The organism is Desulfovibrio sp. SGI.169 (genome assembly GCF_050313595.1).
GTDB lineage: Bacteria > Desulfobacterota > Desulfovibrionia > Desulfovibrionales > Desulfovibrionaceae > Desulfovibrio.
Map to the genome: position 1 here is coordinate 43,926 of NZ_JBNPLS010000012.1, position 15,873 is coordinate 59,798.

Genomic DNA, 15,873 nt, shown 5'->3' on the forward strand with positions numbered 1-15,873 from the left:
GTGATTTTCGGCGGCCCTCGTCACGGTGTCAGCCATGCCCGATCGCGTCACCGAGCTTCTCGCCCCCCATGTCAGGCACATTCTGGACGCCATGCCTTCCGGCGTCTTCATCACCGATGTCTCGGGGCGCACGCTCTATGTCAATCGCACCTATGAACAGCTGACAGGTCTCCGGCAGGAAGAGCTGCGCGGCAAGAATGTGTGCAGTCTGGTGGGCGAGGGCATTTTCGACAATGTCCTCAATCCTGAGATCGTCCGCACCTGCAAGCCCGCCACGCATGTGCAGCAACTGAAAAACGGCACACGGCTCGCGCTTTCCGGCTTCCCGGTTTTTGACGAAGGCGGCGTCATTCGCCTGGTGGCCACCTTTGCCCGCGACATTACCCTTCTGACCGACCTTCAGGATCAGGTGGCGGCCCAGCGCAAGCTCATCGACCAGATCAGCGGGCAACTCTCCCATGTCGCCAAGGAAAATCATCACCAGCTGCCCATCTATGCCAGCGGCGCCATGAGGGAGGTCATCTCCCTGCTGCGCCGGTTCGCCGCCACGGACGCCACCGTGCTCGTCTTGGGCGAGACGGGGGTGGGCAAGGATGTCGTGGCCCGCTACCTGCACGGCATTTCCGCCCGCAAGAACAAGGTCATGCTCAAGGTGGACTGCGGCGGCATTTCCGAAACACTCACCGAATCCGAACTTTTCGGCTACCTGCCCGGCGCCTTTACCGGAGCCTCCCCCAAGGGCCGGGCCGGGTACTTTGAAATCGCCGATGGCGGCACCATCTTTCTGGACGAAATCGGCGAACTGCCGCTGCCCATCCAGACGCGCCTCCTGCGCGTGCTTCAGGATGGCGAGATCGCGCGCGTGGGCTCCTCGACGCCGCGCAAGGTGAATGTGCGCGTCATCGCGGCCACCAACCGCGACCTGGCGCGTTGCGTGGAGGAGGGCGCCTTCCGCCGCGATCTTTTCTACCGCCTCAATGTGGCCACCCTGCACATCCCCCCCCTGCGCGAGCGCCGGGAGGACGTGCGCCCCCTAGCCGAGCATTTCCTGCGCCAGTATACGGCCAAGTATCGGAAGACCCTGGCCTTCATGAACATCACCCTCGACCTTCTGACGGACTACGCTTGGCCCGGGAACGTGCGGGAACTCCAGAATCTCGTCCACAGTCTTGTCATCACGCGCAACGGTCCTCTCATCGGGCCGGGAGACCTGCCGGAAGAAATCTCCGGCCGCAAAAAAAATGACGTCGCCCTGGCCGTGCCCGGTGAAGGCAGACCCCTGAAAGACATCGTGGCCGACATGGAACGGGAATTTCTCTGCAAGGCCATCGAAGTGCATGGCTCCGTGCAGAAGGTGGCCGCGCTTTTCCGGGTCAACCGCAGCACCATCTTCCGCAAGCTCCAGGAAGGGAAGGGCAGGAAGGGCGGAACGGGGGGAAGCGACGGCGGCGAGGGCGCTGTCGCTCTGTCCGCCTCCGGGCCGGAACGCTGAGGCGGGGACGAACGCGCCGTCGCGGCGCGCAAGAGGCCCCTTTCCCGGCGGCGATGCCGGGAAAGGGCCTCCTGATTTCCGGGTGCGGGCGGCGTCTGGCGCCTAATTGCAAAAATTCTTCGCGGAATTCCGCGAAGAATTCTTGCGGGATCGTTGGCGAAAAAAACGTGGTTTTTCGCAAATGCCCCGGCTGCGCCGCCGCAAAACCCTTGCGGGTTTTATAGTGTATACTTTTGCAAGTAGACACCTGGAGCCTGTACCTGCGCTTCAGTCAGCGCCAGCCCCTGCTCGGCGGACATCTTTTCCAACGCCGTCAGGCGTTGTTTCATGGATGCGAGGTTATGCTGCGGCCAGATGGACCGTACCCCGGACGGTGAAACAAAAATGCCGCTTTTGCGCAACTCGTTGCTGGCTCTAAGTTGTCCATGAGCCGGAAAGGCTGTGGCAAATTCCGCAACTGCCTGTTCCGTCGCTTCTTCCAGCCGGTTTTTCAGGTTTGGCTTTCTGCGGCTGACCTCAAAGAGCGCTTCCACCCCGCCCGCATCACGGCCAGCCTGATACCTGCAAAAAGTATCCCCAGGGCATTTCGCTCATGGGGATGCTCCACGGAGCCGGGCGGGGCGAGACGCCGCCGCCATATCGGAGCAGCCGCAATGCGCTTGCGGCGTTACCGCCGCTGGAGACTGAAACCCGCGGGTCAGAATATGGGTCCTGCTGACGGGTATTTTCAAATGCATAAAGCTCTCATGGAGCAGACACCTCTGATTGAAGCGGCGGCAACTTGTCGCCAACGGGAGCGGAAGCGCAATTATAGCCAGAAGTTTCAACTCGGAAAATTGGAATGATGTCTATGGATCACACATTTGAACTATTTCGGGGCATTTTCGTATGAAAAATGCTCCGCCGACTGCGCGAGGATAATGCAAAGCCGAACATGGACGCCGCGGCATCGGGCATGCTACACTTGGACACGGCGCGACGCGCGAGGGGTTGGCCCGCTCAAAGCGTCTTTCCGGAATTTTTTAACAGGAGCGTCTTCATGAAACATTTTGTTGTTGCCCTGTTCGTTGTTTCCCTGTTGTGCGCCGTGCAGGCGCAGGCTCAGGAGAAACGGGGAAATCTGGAAACAATCAGGAAAAGCATTGAACTTAATGACGGCTCCTCCAAGCGCATGCATGTCATGTTCAGACATGCCTCGCACAAAGGCGTCAAATGCCGCGCCTGTCACCATGAAGGCTTGCCGGGAAACCGCTACGCATCCTGCACCAGCGAGGAGTGTCACTCCATCAAGGGCGCGCGCGAGCGCGACCCCATGAGTCTGTTCATGGCCTACCACTCTCAGGATACGGATCGTTCCTGCTACGGCTGTCACCGGAAGCTGGCAGGCAAGTACCCCAATTTTAAAGGCTGTCGCCCCTGCCACATGAGCCCGCAGGCCCGCGCTGCCGCCGCTGCCCAGGCCAGGTGAGCTGAGGGCGCGTCCGTGCCGCATGTGGCCGGTCGAGAATATAGATCGGCCACATGCGGGTGCAAAAAAGTCCCGGCATACCGTGGGATAACAGGTATGCCGGGATCGTGCGTCGAGGCGGCTCCAACCTCAGCCCGACAGCACCGCCATCGCGCCGCGCGTCGGTTCAAATGCCTTATTTCTTTCGGCGGCCGTCCATCCAGCGCCCGAGCATTTTGGGTTTGAAAATGGTCGCCTGCCGGCGGCGAGAGGTTGACAGCCGCCGTCGGGCGCGACCGCTGCCCGCGGCTCGCCAATAGCCGCTACGGGCGCGCCTTTGAATTTTGATTCAGTCAAAAGGCACGCTGTCTACCTGGGCTGTCTGACCACATCGATAACCGTGCCGTCACGGTATTCAACCACACCCACGATTCTGTCGGTAAATTCGACAATGTCGGGTTTGCCGGCCAGTTTGTCGCCGATTTCCTTGAGTTTGTGGATGTCCATGATGGGCAGTCTGGAATCCTTCAGTTTTTCCAGCAGGTCTGTCCGGCGGGGGTTGATGGCGATGCCCCGATCCGTGACCAGGGCGTCAATGGTTTCGCCGGGGCTGGCCACTGTGGTCACCTTGTCGCGCAGCACGCAGAGACGCCCCTTGAGCAGGTTGGTGACAACAATGGATATCTTACTGCCCGCCGCCGTGTCGTTGTGCCCGCCGGAAGCGCCCATGATGGTGCCGTCCGAACCGGTAATCACGTTGACGTTGAAGTCCGTGTCGATTTCCGTGGCGCCCAGAATCATGATGTCCAGGTTATTGACCACCGGGCCGCAGTTGTGCGGATTGCCGTACAGCGAGCCGCTCATGGCCATGTGCTTGGGGTTGCTGCCCGCCGAGGCCACGGAAACCAGATCAAAGTCCTGCACGTCGAAAAGCGCGCGGAACAGACCTTCATTGAGCATTTCCACAAAGTAGGCGGTGATGCCGCCCGCACCGAAGGAGCCCACGACGCCCTTGGCCTGCATGCGTTTTTTGATCTCGGCGGCCACAGCCAGGGAGGTGCCGCCCGCGCCGGTCTGGCAGGACATGCCTTCCTTGATGTAGCCGGTTTCGTCGATAAGCTCCGCGGCGGCGGCCGCGATTTTCAGGCCAATGGGGTCGGATGTGACCTTGGTGGTGCCGGAAACAATGCCGTTAGGGTCGCCGATGGAATCCACAGTTACCACATAGTCCACAAGATCCTGAGTGATTTCAATGGGGCAGGCCGGATAAGGCACCAGATTGTCCGTCACGGCCACCACATGGTCAGCGTATTGAGCGTCGGGATAAATGTAAGAGAGCACACCGCAGGCCGACTTGCCGTGAGTGCCGTTGATGTTGCCGTAATTGTCGCAGCAGGGCGCGGCGATGAAAGCCACGTCCACATGCAGATCGCCCGATTCCACCGCGCGCGGGCGTCCGCCATGGCTGCGGAATACCGCCGGCTTGGGCAGCAGGCCCTTGGTGATGGCCTTGGCCACGGGGCCGGGCGAAATGTAGTTGACCGACATGCCGGTGATCACGCCGGATTTTATGTATTCGACCAGAGGCTCATGGCAGGCGAAAATACCGGTGGCCGCCACATGAATGTCTTTGATGCCCTTGTCCGCGATGACTTTCATGACCATGTTGGTAACATAGTCGCCATTGCGCAGATGATGGTGGAAGGAGACGGTCATGCCGTCCCTGATGCCCGTTTTTTCCACGGCCTCTTCAATGGAGGCCAGCAACTTGGCGTCGCCGGGCTCCAGCTTGTTGCCGGGCCTGACCGAACGGCGGGTAATGGTGGTTCTGGTTCTGGGGTCGATGCTGGCGTAAGCGCCTTTGAATGGTCTTACCTGACCATAGCCCTCAATATAGTCGGGGACGTCACGACCGAGAATGTTTTTCATGTCTTTTTCCCTCATCTTCCTTAACTGTGTGCTGCCCAGTACATCGGCTAGGCTTTGCGCGGCGGGCAGGGCGCTTCTCGCATGAAAAGCGGCATCAGCCCCGCAAGGGTTCCCGCACATTTTTTGCCGCGCAACGCGAGTCGGCGGGCGTTGGGCAACGGCATTCCTGAACGCGGAATGCTTCAGACCCGCCGGGAGGGGGCAGATCAGGCAAAAATTTCGTTGATCAACGGCACCTGACCGCCGTTAACCGCCAGCTTGCCGTTGAAGCCCAGGGCCCTGCCGTTTCGCGCGTCGGCTTCAAAACCGTCGCGATCCTTCACGTTGTTCCAGGACCTGTCAATGGCCGGAATGCCGGCCGCGCGGCACGCCAGGGCCACCTTGCTGCGGGCGTAAAGAATCTGGCTGGCGTCGCCGCTTTCGGCCACGCCCAGATTTTTCAGAAAGTTCCCGGCATTGAAGATAACGCCCATGATTCTGGGGCAGGATGTCAGCAGCGCGCCGATATTTTCCAGGGCGGCAACGGATTCCACCGTGGGAATCAGCCTGATGGATCCGGCGGCAAAACCGTTTGCGCTTTCCAGCGCGGCAATGGCCGCGTCGGCCTGGGGCAGGCTTTGCGCATCGGCCTGGGGCAGAATGAAGGCTTGCGGCTTGCCCTTGCCCGCCACGGCGATGTCTTCGCCGCCCCCCTCAGACATGGGGTTCACACGCACAAATACGCCGGAATCGCCGAAATCAAAAAAGGCGAGGGCTTCCTGCAGCAGCAGGCGCGCGGCGTCCTTGTCGTTGGCGCTCACAGCCTCGTGCAGGTCATAGGCCACGGCGTCCGCGCCGTACAGGGTGGAGTTGAGCAGGGCTTTGGGGTCGTTGCCGTTGATGAGCAAAATGCTTTTCATGCTGCAACTCCTTTAGACAGCCCGCTGGATGGCGGCGCGGACTCTGGCTTTGATGGTGCAGTCAAGAGCGCCGTTGTCCTTGGCGCAGATGCGGGCGTTTTTCAGGCCGTTTTCCTCGGCGGTTTTTTGGATCAGTTCCCTGATTTGTCTGCCGAACTGCTTGAGGATGACGGACTTGCCGCTCAGTTCGATCTGGATGCCGGGTTCTTCAGAGGGAGCGACGGTCACAAGAATGTCGCCGCTTTCCGCCGCGCCGGCTTCGCCGGTCTTGTTCAGTTTCATAGGGCTGCCTCCTGGTCTTTGCCTGTCGAGGGAAGAGGTTGCGCCAGACGCGCGATATCGGGTGGGTTGTGAAAGTCGGGCGCGGAGTCGCAAACATAGTCCGCCGGAAAGATTTTCAGGCAGCTCGTGCTGTTCCGGCCTTGCGGACGCAATTGAAATCAGGCTGAGGCCGCTCCCGCCGTCGTCGGTGGGAGCGGCCTTGCGTTTAGGACAGAGAGTCCGCGTAGATTTCAATGGTGTGCTTGACTTTGACCGAGTCGTGGTTGCGGGCGAGCATGTCCGAAATCTGCATCATGCAGGCCGGGCAGCCCATAGCCACTACTTCCGCGCCGCTGGCCACGATGTTGTCGCGTTTGCGCTGGCCGATCTTGGCGGAGAGTTCGGGTTGGGTCAGGGTGAAGGTGCCGCCGCAACCGCAGCAATGGTCGGCTTCCTTCATGGGCACAAGTTGACAGTTCTTGTTCATCTTGATGAGATCTTTGGGCTGCTTGCTGACGCGCAGAGATTTCATCAGGTGGCAGGATTCGTGATAGGTGACCTTGGTCTTGCCCTGGCCAGCGCCTTCGGGCGGGGTGACCTTGAGCACATCCACCACAAAGGCGTTGATGTCCATGGCTTTTTCACCCAGGCTGCGGGCAAAGGCGCGCTGGGCCGGGGTAAGGTCTTCAGCGTTCTGCCAGTGTTCCTTGATGGTGGCGGTGCAGGAAGAACAGGGCGTGATGATGTAGTCAAACTTGCCCTTTTCAAACAGATCCAGATTGTAGGCGGCCAGCTTGCCGAAGCTCTTCAGGTCGCCGGAGGTCAGCGCCGGAATACCGCAGCAGGCCTGATTGTCAGGCATATAGACGCCCACGCCGTGATGCTCGAAAACCCTCAGGCAGGCTTCGGACATGTCGGTGTATATCTTGTCGCCCATGCAGCCGGGGAAGAAGGCAACCTTCAGGCCGCTCTTGCCAGCCGGAGTGTCGCGGGTTCCCACTTTGGCGGAAAAGGTTTTCTTGGCCAGCATGGGGATGTGACGTTCGCCGATGAAAGCCTTGAACATGGGCACGCAGGCCGTGTTCTGCGGCGAATTGTCTTTTTTGATGAACAGGCCCTGGAAGGGCGAGCTCAGTTTCATCAGGGTGTTGAACAGCCGCGGGTTGGGCAGCAGAGTCCGGAAAATGGCTTTCTTGATGGGAGAAAGCCCCAGATAGCTGACCACAATGGCGCGCGCTTCAAGGAAAATCTCCATGGTGGGCGCGCCGGCCGGGCAGCTGAAGTTGCAGCCGCCGCAGAGAAGACAACGGGAAAGCCGTTCGTAAACCGCTTCAGGATCTTGGATGACAAGGTGCGCCAGGTTTTCCACAAGGGCGATTTTGCCTCGGGTTACGTCGCCCTCTTCGCCGGTTTCGTCAAAAACCGGGCAAAATGCCTGACAGAAGCCGCATTTCATGCAGGAAACCAGCTTGTCGTCCAGAGCCATCAACGAATTGGCAAGCCTGGTAAGATCGTTCATGCTCCAGCCCCAGTGCCGGATGGAAAGGCCTTTGCCGCCCATCCGGCTGCTTGAGATTTATGGTTCCGGAGCGGCCCTCCGGGCCGCTCCGGCGGATTTTCTACCCACGAGCTCCGACGATTTTTTCCGGATTGAACAGGCCCTTGGGGTCAAAGGCGTTGCGCAACCGGCGAGAGAACATGATGGAGCCGCGCGAGGTTTCCTGCTCAAGCCACTGCTTTTTGGCAAGACCAATGCCGTGTTCGCCGGAAAGCGTGCCCTTGAGTTCGAGGCCGAGGTTGAACAGGTCGTCCACGGCCAGTTCCACACGGGCCCATTCCTGCTTGTCGCGCTTGTCGCAGAGGATGCCGGGGTGCAGGTTGCCGTCGCCGGCATGGCCGAAGGTGGCGATGGTCACGTTGCGATCCTTGGCGATCTTCTCCAGACCGGCGATCATGGCCGGAATCTTGGAGCGGGGAACGGTGACGTCTTCCATCATGAAGGTGGGTTTGGCGCGGGCGAGGGCCGGAATTGCCACGCGGCGGGCTTCCCAGATGTTCTTTTTCTGTTCGGCGTCCTTGGCCACGACCACTTCCGTGGAGCCGCAGTCCTTAAGCACCTTTTCCACCACAGCGGCGTCGTCTTCGACCTGGGCGGGATGGCCGTCCACTTCAACCAGCAGCATGGCGCCGGCGTCGCGGGGCAGGCCGATCTTCACATAGTCTTCCACATAGTTGATGGTGGCGTGATCCAGAAATTCCAGGGTACACGGCACCACATGGGCGGAGATGATGGCGGCCACGGCCTTGGAGGCGGACTGCATGTCCGGGAACAGGGCCATCATGGCTTTGGAGGCCTTCGGCGGGGGCACGAGCTTCAGGGTCACCTGGCTGGTGACGGCCAGGGTGCCTTCACTGCCCACCAGAAGGGGAGAAATGGCATAGCCGGTGGCGCATTTCACACAGCGCGAACCGCAACGCACCAGGTCGCCGGTATTGGCATAAACTTCCATGCCCATGACGTAGTCTTTGGTGGTGCCGTATTTCAGGCCGCGCAGGCCGCCGGAATTTTCGGCCACGTTGCCGCCGATGGTGGACACGGACATGGAACCCGGATCCGGGGGATAGAAAAGGCCCTTGGAAGCGATTTTCGCGGCCATGGGAGCGGTGATGACGCCAGGTTCCACAATGGCGTAAAGGTCTTCCTCGTTGATTTCGAGGATGCGGTTCAGAGCGGTGGTCAGAATGACGATGGTGTCGGTGGTGTCCGGGATGGTGCCGCCGGAAAGGTTGGTGCCCGCGCCGCGCACGGTCATGGGCAGACCTTCTTTGTAGCACAGGTTGATGATGGGCCCGAGCTGCTCGGTATGGGTGGGACGCACCACGCCACCGGGAATGCACGGAGTCCACACGCAAGAATCATACGCGTAATTCTGGCGGTCCGCTTCACTGGTAAAGACATTTTCCTTACCGACAATGGCCTCGAATTCCTTGGCAAGGGAATCACTCAACATACATTTCCCCCAACAGGGTTAGAGGGTTTTGCGAGCGAGATGCTCAGGCGCGCGCTTGCTTGGCCAGGCGCTTTCGCAAATTTTCCGCTACAACAGCGGGGTCGATCTTCACACGCGCGATGCCGCTGTCCATGGCGGCCTTGGCCGTAGCCGCGGCGACCATGGGGGCCACATCGGGGTTGAGAGTGGAGGGAATGACCATTTCGGGCCCCAGCTCTTCAGGCTTGACAAGATCGGCCAGGGCGTAGGCCGCGGCGATCTTCATGACGTCATTGATGTCCGTGGCGCGCACGTCGATGGCGCCGCGGAAAATGCCGGGGAAGGCCAGAACATTGTTGATTTGGTTCGGGCAGTCGGAACGACCGCTGGAAACCACTTTGGCGCCGGCGTCATGGGCACGTTGCAGGGGCCAGATTTCTGGAATGGGGTTGGCCTGGGCGAAGACGATGGGATCCTTGGCCATGCTGCGGATCATGTCTTCATTCAGGGTGTCGGGAGCGGATACGCCGATGAAGACGTCCGCGCCCCTGATGGCTTCGGCCAGGCCGCCCTTGACCTTGTCGGGATTGGTGCGCTTGGCGATTTCGTTTTTGTAGGGGTTCATGCCCTCCGTGCGGCCATCCCAGATGGCGCCCCTGGAGTCGCACATGATAACGTTTTTGAGGCCCACGGCCATGAGCAGCTTGATGATGGCGATGCCCGCCGCGCCCGCGCCGCTGGTGACAACCTTGACGTCTTCCAGCTTTTTGCCCACCACTTTCAGGGCGTTGATCAGGCCCGCCAGGGTGACCACGGCGGTGCCGTGCTGGTCGTCATGGAAAATGGCGCCCTTGAAGATGCCGCGTTCCTTGAGGCCGTCTTCAATGACGAAGCATTCCGGCGCCTTGATGTCTTCGAGATTCACGCCGCCGAAGGTGGGGGCCATGAGTTCGATCATCTCAATGATCTTTTGCGGATCCTTGGTGTTGATGCAAATGGGGAAAGCGTCTACATCGCCGAAGGTCTTGAAAAGCAAGGATTTCCCTTCCATAACCGGCATGGCCGCCCCAGGGCCGATGTCGCCAAGGCCCAGCACGGCCGTACCGTTGGAAACCACGCAGACGAAGTTGGAGTGGTTGGTATAGACATCCAGCGTCTCTGGGTTTTTGTTGATTTCCATGCACGGTTCGGCGACACCGGGCGAATAGGCCAGCGTCAGGTCATCATTATCCCGCACGGGCACTTTGACCCGCACTTCGATTTTCCCCTGATGATCCTTGTGCATGGCCAGAGCTTCTTCACGCAAATTCTTGATCCGAGACATCTATTCTCCTTTGGTGCACCCAGGTTGGCGGAGCCGAAACATGGCAACGCATCCACGCATCAGACGGCCCCGGTTGAGCGGGTTCCGGGCGCGCGGCCCGGAACCCGAAGCGGCGAAGCCGCCTTATTTGCTGTTCTTGGCGTCGATTTCAGCCTGAGCGGCCAGAATGTCGCGCGCGTTGTCATACACGGGCGTGTCAACCATCTTGCCCAGATAGGACACGGCGGCCTTGCCCTTGGCCAGGCCTTCCTCTTCAAACACTTTCACCACGCCGCGCGCCCATTCCACGTCGGCCGGGTCGGGGGCGTACAGACGGTTGGAGGGCTCCACCTGGCTGGGATGGATGATCATGCGGCCGCCGTAGCCCATCTGCAGGCCGTCGCGCACGTTGCGTTCGAACGCTTCGGTATCCTGGAAGGAAACAAAGGGGGCGTCAATGGCCACCAGGCCGGAAGCGCGGCAGGCGATGGCGACCTTGGCGCGGCCCCAGAGCTGTTCCACGGCTTCGTTGGTGATTTTGACGTGCATGTCGCGGCAGTAGTCCACAGCGCCGAAGATGGCGTTGACGTTACGGGGGCTGGCCATGCAGCATTCATAGGCGTTCATGATGCCCTTGGCGGTTTCGAGCAGCATGGAGATTTTCACCGAACCGATTTCCATGCCGCGGCGGCGTTCCAGCTCTTCCAGCTTCCAGGCCAGGCGTTTCACGTCGTCGGGATGGCCGGTTTTGGCCAGGGTGACGCCGTTGAGGCCGGGCTGCACCACGGCTTCCAGGTCGTCATTGGTCATTTCGGTTTCCCAGTTGTTGATGCGCACATAGATTTCGGCGCCGCTCACGCTCGCCTTGGCGATCTTGTTCATGTTTTCGACGATCATCTTGCGCGCGTTTTCCTTTTCGGACGGGGGAACGGCGTCCTCAAGGTCGAGCGTGATGATGTCGGCCGGAATGCTGGGGGCTTTTTCGATGAATTTGGGGTTGTTGCCGGGCACATAAAAGATGGAACGCATAACAGCCATGTGACTACTCCTGTGGATAAAAGTCGTCTGAAAAAACCTCAACCGCCTTAATCAAGAAACATTTGTTCCGGCGTTGTCGCGGGGCGGGCCGGTTCCTCCGGGAGGCCGGGGCGCGCAGGTTTCTCTTCGCTATGCCCGCCTTGCCCGGCGGATGGCCGAGCCGCACTGCTTATTTGCCGTTTCATTTTGAATAGGTTATCGTTATTAGCAAGTCAACATGTTATACCAAAATGGGCAAAGAAATTTTGGCCCGCTTTTTAAAATTTCTCCGGTCGGGTTTACAAAAGCGCTCAGGCCGTGCACACTGAGGCATCAGCGTGGTTTTGTTCTCCGATTATTCATAACATACCAGCGATGCGCATGAAAAGCAACCACACAGAAATATTTGGGAATAAGCGGCGTAATATTCAGCGCCCACGCGTACATACCGAAGTATTGACCTGTCTGCTGGAGGATATCCGGGCCGGGGTTTATCAGGAAGGGCAGAAGCTGCCTTCCGAACGGGAACTGATGGAGGAGTTCGGGGTGGGGCGGCCCGCGGTGCGCGAGGCGCTGTCCGCCTTGGGGCGCATGGGCTTGATCGAGATTTCGCCCGGCATGCGCGCCCGCGTCTGCAAGCTTACGCTCAAGCCCCTCTTGGGCGAGATGCGCGCCACATTGCAGATTTATTCCAGTTCGCCGGACGGCTGGCGGCAGCTTCATGACCTGCGCCTTTTTTTTGAAACCTCCGTGGCGCGGCAACTGGCCCGCCAGGTGACGGACGAGCAGTTGCGCTCGCTGCGGGAAATTCTCGCCAATCAGCGCGGTTTTCTTGACAAGTCGGAAATACGCTCCTTTGCCGAGGCGGATCTCGCCTTTCACCGCGCTCTGGTGGAATTTCTGGGCAATCCTTTTCTTGGTCTGCTGGCCGAGGGCTTTGGGGGCTGGCTGATCACGCCCCTGTATGCTTCCATGCAGGTGCGGCGGCAGAGCGAACGCTCGTATCTCGCGCATACGGCCGTGTTCAAGGCGTTGCAGGAGAGAAATTCTGATCTGGCCGAACAGGCCATGCATTCGCATCTGGAAGAAATGCGCGGCATTTATCTGGTGGATCTGATGGCCGCGCGGGCGGCCGGGGAAAGCGGCGAGGATTTCGCCCCGCTGGATCAGACGCCGTCGCTGCCGGACGAGCAGGACTTTCCGCCCCTGATGCATGGCGCGCCGGATCGCTCGCCCGAATAGCGCCGGCGGCGTGCCGCCGTAATGACGCCGGAGCGGATTTGCTGGGCTGGCGCGTTGCCTTTGCCTGCGCGGCCGCAGGTTCGCCCGAAGGTTCCCGCGTGGCGGGGGAGGGGCGAGCTTCTCAAAGCGGCCTTGTTCGCGTCGTGCCGGCATAAAATTCATGGAACGGCATTTCAGAACGCAAAAAACGCGGCAAGGCTGACTTGTCGCGTTTTTTGCGGGCCGGACACCCGGCAACGTCTGTTGCCGCTGCTTCCTTTCGGACCTGACGGGGTTGGCAGTGTTGCCGCCGTCCGGCTTGAGCAATGCATTACCCGCAAAGGAGGGGGCTGTCAATCCGGGCCGGCGCATTCATTCGCGTTTCGCCATTCGGGTCGGCCCCCGCTCGCGCGCGAGGCTCAAGCGCCTTTTGTCAGCGTGCCCAACGCTCAGGTGGGCGCCTTTGCATATCGGCTTTGCAAAAAAGTTCAGGCACACCCGCTGCTGAACAAGGCGCGAAAGGGGACGGCAGGCGTGCCGTTTCAGATCAGGGCCGGGCCCTGGGCCGCGAAAAGGCGTTCGGCATTGCTCATCACGGCCTCCAGTTGCGCGTCGCTCATGCCCGCCATGCGCTGCAGGCGCTCCAGCTCTTCCTCAGGATCATACAGCGGCCAGTCCGTGCCGAAAAGCAGGCGTTCGGAAGGGAAGGCGTTCAGCAAGACGCGCAGTTCCCCAGGCGTGACAAAGGGCGTGACGCTGGAGGTGTCAAACCAGAGATTTTCGCGCCGTCGGCCGCCCAGGGCCTTGAGGGCGTGTTCCCACATGCGGTAGCCGCCCAGATGAGCCGCGATGACCGTCAGCCCCGGAAACGCGTCCAGAATGGCGGCCAGTTTGTAGGGGCAGGAGGGATTTTTCTCCGGGCTGGTATTGTCGCCGATATGGATTTCAAAAATGAAATCCTTCTGGGCCGCCTCGAAAATGGGCAGCAGGCGCGCGTCATCAAGCCGGAAACCCTGGAAGTCGGGGTGCAGCTTCAGGCCGCGCAGGCCCGCCGCCTTGATTCGTCCGAGTTCCGCCTCCCAGTTGGCATAGCCGGGGTGCAGGGTGCCGAAAGCAATGACTTCGGCATGGTTATTTTGCAGGCTTGCGGCGTAATTGTTGGCCGGAATCACCTGAGCCGGGGCGGTGGCCGCGCAGAGCACCACGCATTTGTCCACGCCCGCGCGTTTTTCGCGGGCCAGCAAATGGTCTATGGTTCCGTCGCCGGCGCAGGCGACGGCATAGAAATTGTTGAGGCGATCAACGGCCTTGTGGGCGATTTTGGGATGAAAGGCGTGGGTATGGATGTCAATAAGCATGGTCGGCCCTGTGCGGTGTAAGACTATGTTGCGGCGGGAGCGCGCAAGGCGATTCGCCTTGCCATGAAAGGCGCGCCTTGCGGACAACGGTTGATGCAACCCGCTGAAACGCCAGCCCTCATCGCGCGGCTGTGGAGGTCACCCCGTTGACCACATTGATCGGGACGCCCGCTTGCCAGCAACGGATATTTTCAGCCGTGAGATTGATGATGTTCTGCCGCGCCTTGACCGTGGCCCAGGCAATATGCGGCGTGATCAGCGTATGGGGCGCGTTGAGCAGGGGGTTGTCCGAACCGGGCGGTTCCTGTGAGAGCACATCCGTGCCGAGTCCGCGCAATTTCCCGCTCCTCAGCGCCTCGGCGGCCGCCTCTTCATCCACCAGCGGGCCGCGCGCCGTGTTCAGAAGAATGCTTCCGTCGCGCATCGCGGCCAGGCTTTGGGCGTTGATCAGGTGGCGCGTCTGGGGCGTGAGCGGGCAATGCAGGGAAATAACGTCCGACTCCGCAAAAATCCGCTCCAGAGAGGCGAAGGCGAAGGGGCTGTAAGCCGGCGGACGTTTGGGCGCGCGACAGTGGGCCAGCACCCGCATGCCGAAAGCGTGGGCCAGCTGCCCCATGCGACGCCCGATGGCGCCGAAGCCGATGAGCCCCATGGTCAGGCCCGCCAGACAGAGCGGAGTGCTTTTCCAGTAGCACCATTGCCCGGCCCGTTCCCAGTCCCCGGCTTTGACGCTTGCGGTATGCCGGCTGGTGTGCCGGCAGAGCTCAAGCAAAAGGGCCATGCCGTGCTGGGCCACGTCGTCCACGCCGTAAGCCACCACATTGCAGACAGGAATCCGGCGTTCGGCGAGGGCGTCCACATCCACGGTATTGTAGCCCGTGGCCAGCACGCCCACCATTTGCACATCCTTCAGCGCGGGCAGATCGTCGCGGCGCAGACAGGTCTTGTTGGCCAGCAGCACATGAGCGCCTCTGGCCCGTTCGGCCAGCTGCGCCTTGCCCGTTTCGTCGTACACGGTCAGGTCACCCAGCGCCTCGATAGGGCCCCAGTCCACATCGCCAGGGTTGAGCACGGCGCCGTCAAGAATGACTATTTTCATGGAGAATCCTCAGCTTGCTGACTGTGGGCTGCCGCCGCGGGGCGAATTTTTTCATGCAGCGGCATTGCAATGACAAGTCGTAGCCCCGCGCCGTAAGCGACTGATTTTCGTGTCTTCCAAGCCCGCAAGCGGCCTGGACGGCGCAAACACCGCAAAGCGGGTTTTGTCATAAATAAAGGCCGCCCTTGCGGGCGGCCTTGCAAAAATCAATCAGCGGACGCCTAGTGGGCGATCACGCGGAAGTCGTCGCGGCGGTTCTTGGACCACACGGCTTCGCCGCTGCCCTGAACGGCCGGATTTTCCTTGCCGTAGCTGATCATTTCAAGCTGGTTGGGGCTCACGCCCAGGGTGACCAGGTATTCATAAGCGGCGCGGGCGCGGCGTTCGCCGAGGGCCAGGTTGTATTCCTGGGTGCCGCGTTCGTCGCAGTTGCCTTCAATGCGCACGCGAATGCTGGGATATTGCTTCATCAGGTCGGCCTTGGCCTTCAGCATGTCCTTGTATTCGGGCTGAATGTTGAACTTGTCGAAAGCGAAGTACACGCGGGCGTCGGTGATCTGCTGAATGGCGGCCCGCATTTCAGGGGTCATGCCATCATCATAGCCGGGTTCGGCGGTGTTTTTCTTCGCGCAGCCGAAACCGGCGGCAAGGGCCACAACCAGAGCAAGAATAAGAGCGTAGCGTTTCATTGTGTGTCCTCCTGAACAGCTCATACTCCAAAAAAATGCCTTTCCTTTCTGCACAATGCGGGATTTCGTGATCCGCGCGAGAAGGATGGTATCTGCCCTTCCATTTTTGTCAAGATATGGAAGGCACATTCGTAAAACTTTTTTTACCCGGTCGCCCTGAAATGCGGA

13 protein-coding genes, 1 other RNA gene and 1 pseudogene are annotated in these 15,873 nt (G+C 60.3%); 3 read left to right on the forward strand and 12 right to left on the reverse strand.

Features of this window, described 5'->3' with window-relative positions:
* Positions 1-34 precede the first annotated feature (34 nt).
* Positions 35-1,492, forward strand: a complete 1,458-nt coding sequence (locus ACQRA4_RS07890) for a sigma-54 interaction domain-containing protein (RefSeq protein ID WP_427822530.1) — start codon at positions 35-37, stop codon at positions 1,490-1,492.
* A gap of 251 nt (positions 1,493-1,743) precedes the next feature.
* Here ACQRA4_RS07890 and ACQRA4_RS07895 read toward each other — a convergent pair.
* Positions 1,744-2,067, reverse strand: a pseudogene (locus ACQRA4_RS07895) (IS481 family transposase); the annotation flags it as partial.
* Positions 2,068-2,531: 464 nt separating this feature from the next.
* Here ACQRA4_RS07895 and ACQRA4_RS07900 point away from each other — a divergent pair.
* Complete coding sequence (locus ACQRA4_RS07900) at positions 2,532-2,960, forward strand: cytochrome c3 family protein (protein ID WP_427822531.1); 429 nt, start codon at positions 2,532-2,534, stop codon at positions 2,958-2,960.
* 348 nt (positions 2,961-3,308) lie between these two features.
* Here the strand turns inward: ACQRA4_RS07900 and citF are convergent, their stop codons facing one another.
* The 7 genes from citF to ACQRA4_RS07935 all read right to left on the reverse strand — a co-directional run bounded on the left by citF (position 3,309) and on the right by ACQRA4_RS07935 (position 11,359).
* On the reverse strand, positions 3,309-4,868 hold the full coding sequence (gene citF / locus ACQRA4_RS07905; protein WP_427822532.1) for a citrate lyase subunit alpha: 1,560 nt from the start codon (positions 4,866-4,868) through the stop codon (positions 3,309-3,311).
* A gap of 206 nt (positions 4,869-5,074) precedes the next feature.
* Entirely contained in the window at positions 5,075-5,767 is a 693-nt protein-coding gene (locus tag ACQRA4_RS07910) for an HpcH/HpaI aldolase/citrate lyase family protein (RefSeq protein ID WP_427822533.1), read from the reverse strand.
* Between the two features lie 12 nt (positions 5,768-5,779).
* Positions 5,780-6,049 carry a citrate lyase acyl carrier protein gene (gene citD, locus ACQRA4_RS07915; RefSeq protein ID WP_427822534.1) on the reverse strand — a complete coding sequence of 90 codons (270 nt, stop codon included), beginning with the start codon at positions 6,047-6,049 and terminating at the stop codon, positions 5,780-5,782.
* A gap of 205 nt (positions 6,050-6,254) precedes the next feature.
* A complete protein-coding gene (locus ACQRA4_RS07920) occupies positions 6,255-7,547 on the reverse strand; it encodes a (Fe-S)-binding protein (RefSeq protein WP_427822556.1) in 1,293 nt (430 codons plus the stop codon).
* Between the two features lie 100 nt (positions 7,548-7,647).
* On the reverse strand, positions 7,648-9,039 hold the full coding sequence (locus tag ACQRA4_RS07925; protein WP_427822535.1) for an FAD-binding oxidoreductase: 1,392 nt from the start codon (positions 9,037-9,039) through the stop codon (positions 7,648-7,650).
* Positions 9,040-9,082: 43 nt separating this feature from the next.
* Positions 9,083-10,342: an NAD(P)-dependent malic enzyme gene (locus ACQRA4_RS07930; protein ID WP_427822536.1), complete on the reverse strand. Its 1,260-nt coding sequence runs from the start codon at positions 10,340-10,342 to the stop codon at positions 9,083-9,085.
* A gap of 123 nt (positions 10,343-10,465) precedes the next feature.
* Complete coding sequence (locus ACQRA4_RS07935; protein ID WP_427822537.1) at positions 10,466-11,359, reverse strand: HpcH/HpaI aldolase/citrate lyase family protein; 894 nt, start codon at positions 11,357-11,359, stop codon at positions 10,466-10,468.
* A gap of 435 nt (positions 11,360-11,794) precedes the next feature.
* Between ACQRA4_RS07935 and ACQRA4_RS07940 the strand changes: the two genes are divergently transcribed.
* Positions 11,795-12,580, forward strand: a complete 786-nt coding sequence (locus ACQRA4_RS07940; protein ID WP_427822538.1) for an FCD domain-containing protein — start codon at positions 11,795-11,797, stop codon at positions 12,578-12,580.
* A gap of 215 nt (positions 12,581-12,795) precedes the next feature.
* On the opposite strand, the gene ffs is transcribed toward ACQRA4_RS07940, so the two are convergent.
* The 4 genes from ffs to pal form a co-directional block, all read right to left on the reverse strand.
* Positions 12,796-12,881: signal recognition particle sRNA small type (ffs, locus tag ACQRA4_RS07945), an RNA gene on the reverse strand.
* A 220-nt stretch (positions 12,882-13,101) separates the two neighbouring features.
* Positions 13,102-13,917 (reverse strand): amidohydrolase family protein, encoded by an 816-nt coding sequence (locus ACQRA4_RS07950; RefSeq protein ID WP_427822539.1) that lies wholly within the window; start codon positions 13,915-13,917, stop codon positions 13,102-13,104.
* A 118-nt stretch (positions 13,918-14,035) separates the two neighbouring features.
* Positions 14,036-15,016 carry a D-2-hydroxyacid dehydrogenase gene (locus tag ACQRA4_RS07955; protein WP_427822540.1) on the reverse strand — a complete coding sequence of 327 codons (981 nt, stop codon included), beginning with the start codon at positions 15,014-15,016 and terminating at the stop codon, positions 14,036-14,038.
* A gap of 221 nt (positions 15,017-15,237) precedes the next feature.
* Complete coding sequence (pal, locus tag ACQRA4_RS07960) at positions 15,238-15,705, reverse strand: peptidoglycan-associated lipoprotein Pal (RefSeq protein WP_427822541.1); 468 nt, start codon at positions 15,703-15,705, stop codon at positions 15,238-15,240.
* Positions 15,706-15,873 lie beyond the last annotated feature (168 nt).

Coding starts and splice junctions, on each gene's coding strand:
- ACQRA4_RS07925 (WP_427822535.1), bottom strand. CDS start 9,039: ATGTTGAGTGATTCCCTTGCCAAGGAATTCGAGGCCATTGTCGGTAAG.
- ACQRA4_RS07930 (WP_427822536.1), bottom strand. CDS start 10,342: ATGTCTCGGATCAAGAATTTGCGTGAAGAAGCTCTGGCCATGCACAAG.
- citD (WP_427822534.1), bottom strand. CDS start 6,049: ATGAAACTGAACAAGACCGGCGAAGCCGGCGCGGCGGAAAGCGGCGAC.
- ACQRA4_RS07955 (WP_427822540.1), bottom strand. CDS start 15,016: ATGAAAATAGTCATTCTTGACGGCGCCGTGCTCAACCCTGGCGATGTG.
- ACQRA4_RS07920 (WP_427822556.1), bottom strand. CDS start 7,547: ATGAACGATCTTACCAGGCTTGCCAATTCGTTGATGGCTCTGGACGAC.
- ACQRA4_RS07950 (WP_427822539.1), bottom strand. CDS start 13,917: ATGCTTATTGACATCCATACCCACGCCTTTCATCCCAAAATCGCCCAC.
- ACQRA4_RS07900 (WP_427822531.1), top strand. CDS start 2,532: ATGAAACATTTTGTTGTTGCCCTGTTCGTTGTTTCCCTGTTGTGCGCC.
- pal (WP_427822541.1), bottom strand. CDS start 15,705: ATGAAACGCTACGCTCTTATTCTTGCTCTGGTTGTGGCCCTTGCCGCC.
- ACQRA4_RS07890 (WP_427822530.1), top strand. CDS start 35: ATGCCCGATCGCGTCACCGAGCTTCTCGCCCCCCATGTCAGGCACATT.
- ACQRA4_RS07935 (WP_427822537.1), bottom strand. CDS start 11,359: ATGGCTGTTATGCGTTCCATCTTTTATGTGCCCGGCAACAACCCCAAA.
- ACQRA4_RS07910 (WP_427822533.1), bottom strand. CDS start 5,767: ATGAAAAGCATTTTGCTCATCAACGGCAACGACCCCAAAGCCCTGCTC.
- citF (WP_427822532.1), bottom strand. CDS start 4,868: ATGAAAAACATTCTCGGTCGTGACGTCCCCGACTATATTGAGGGCTAT.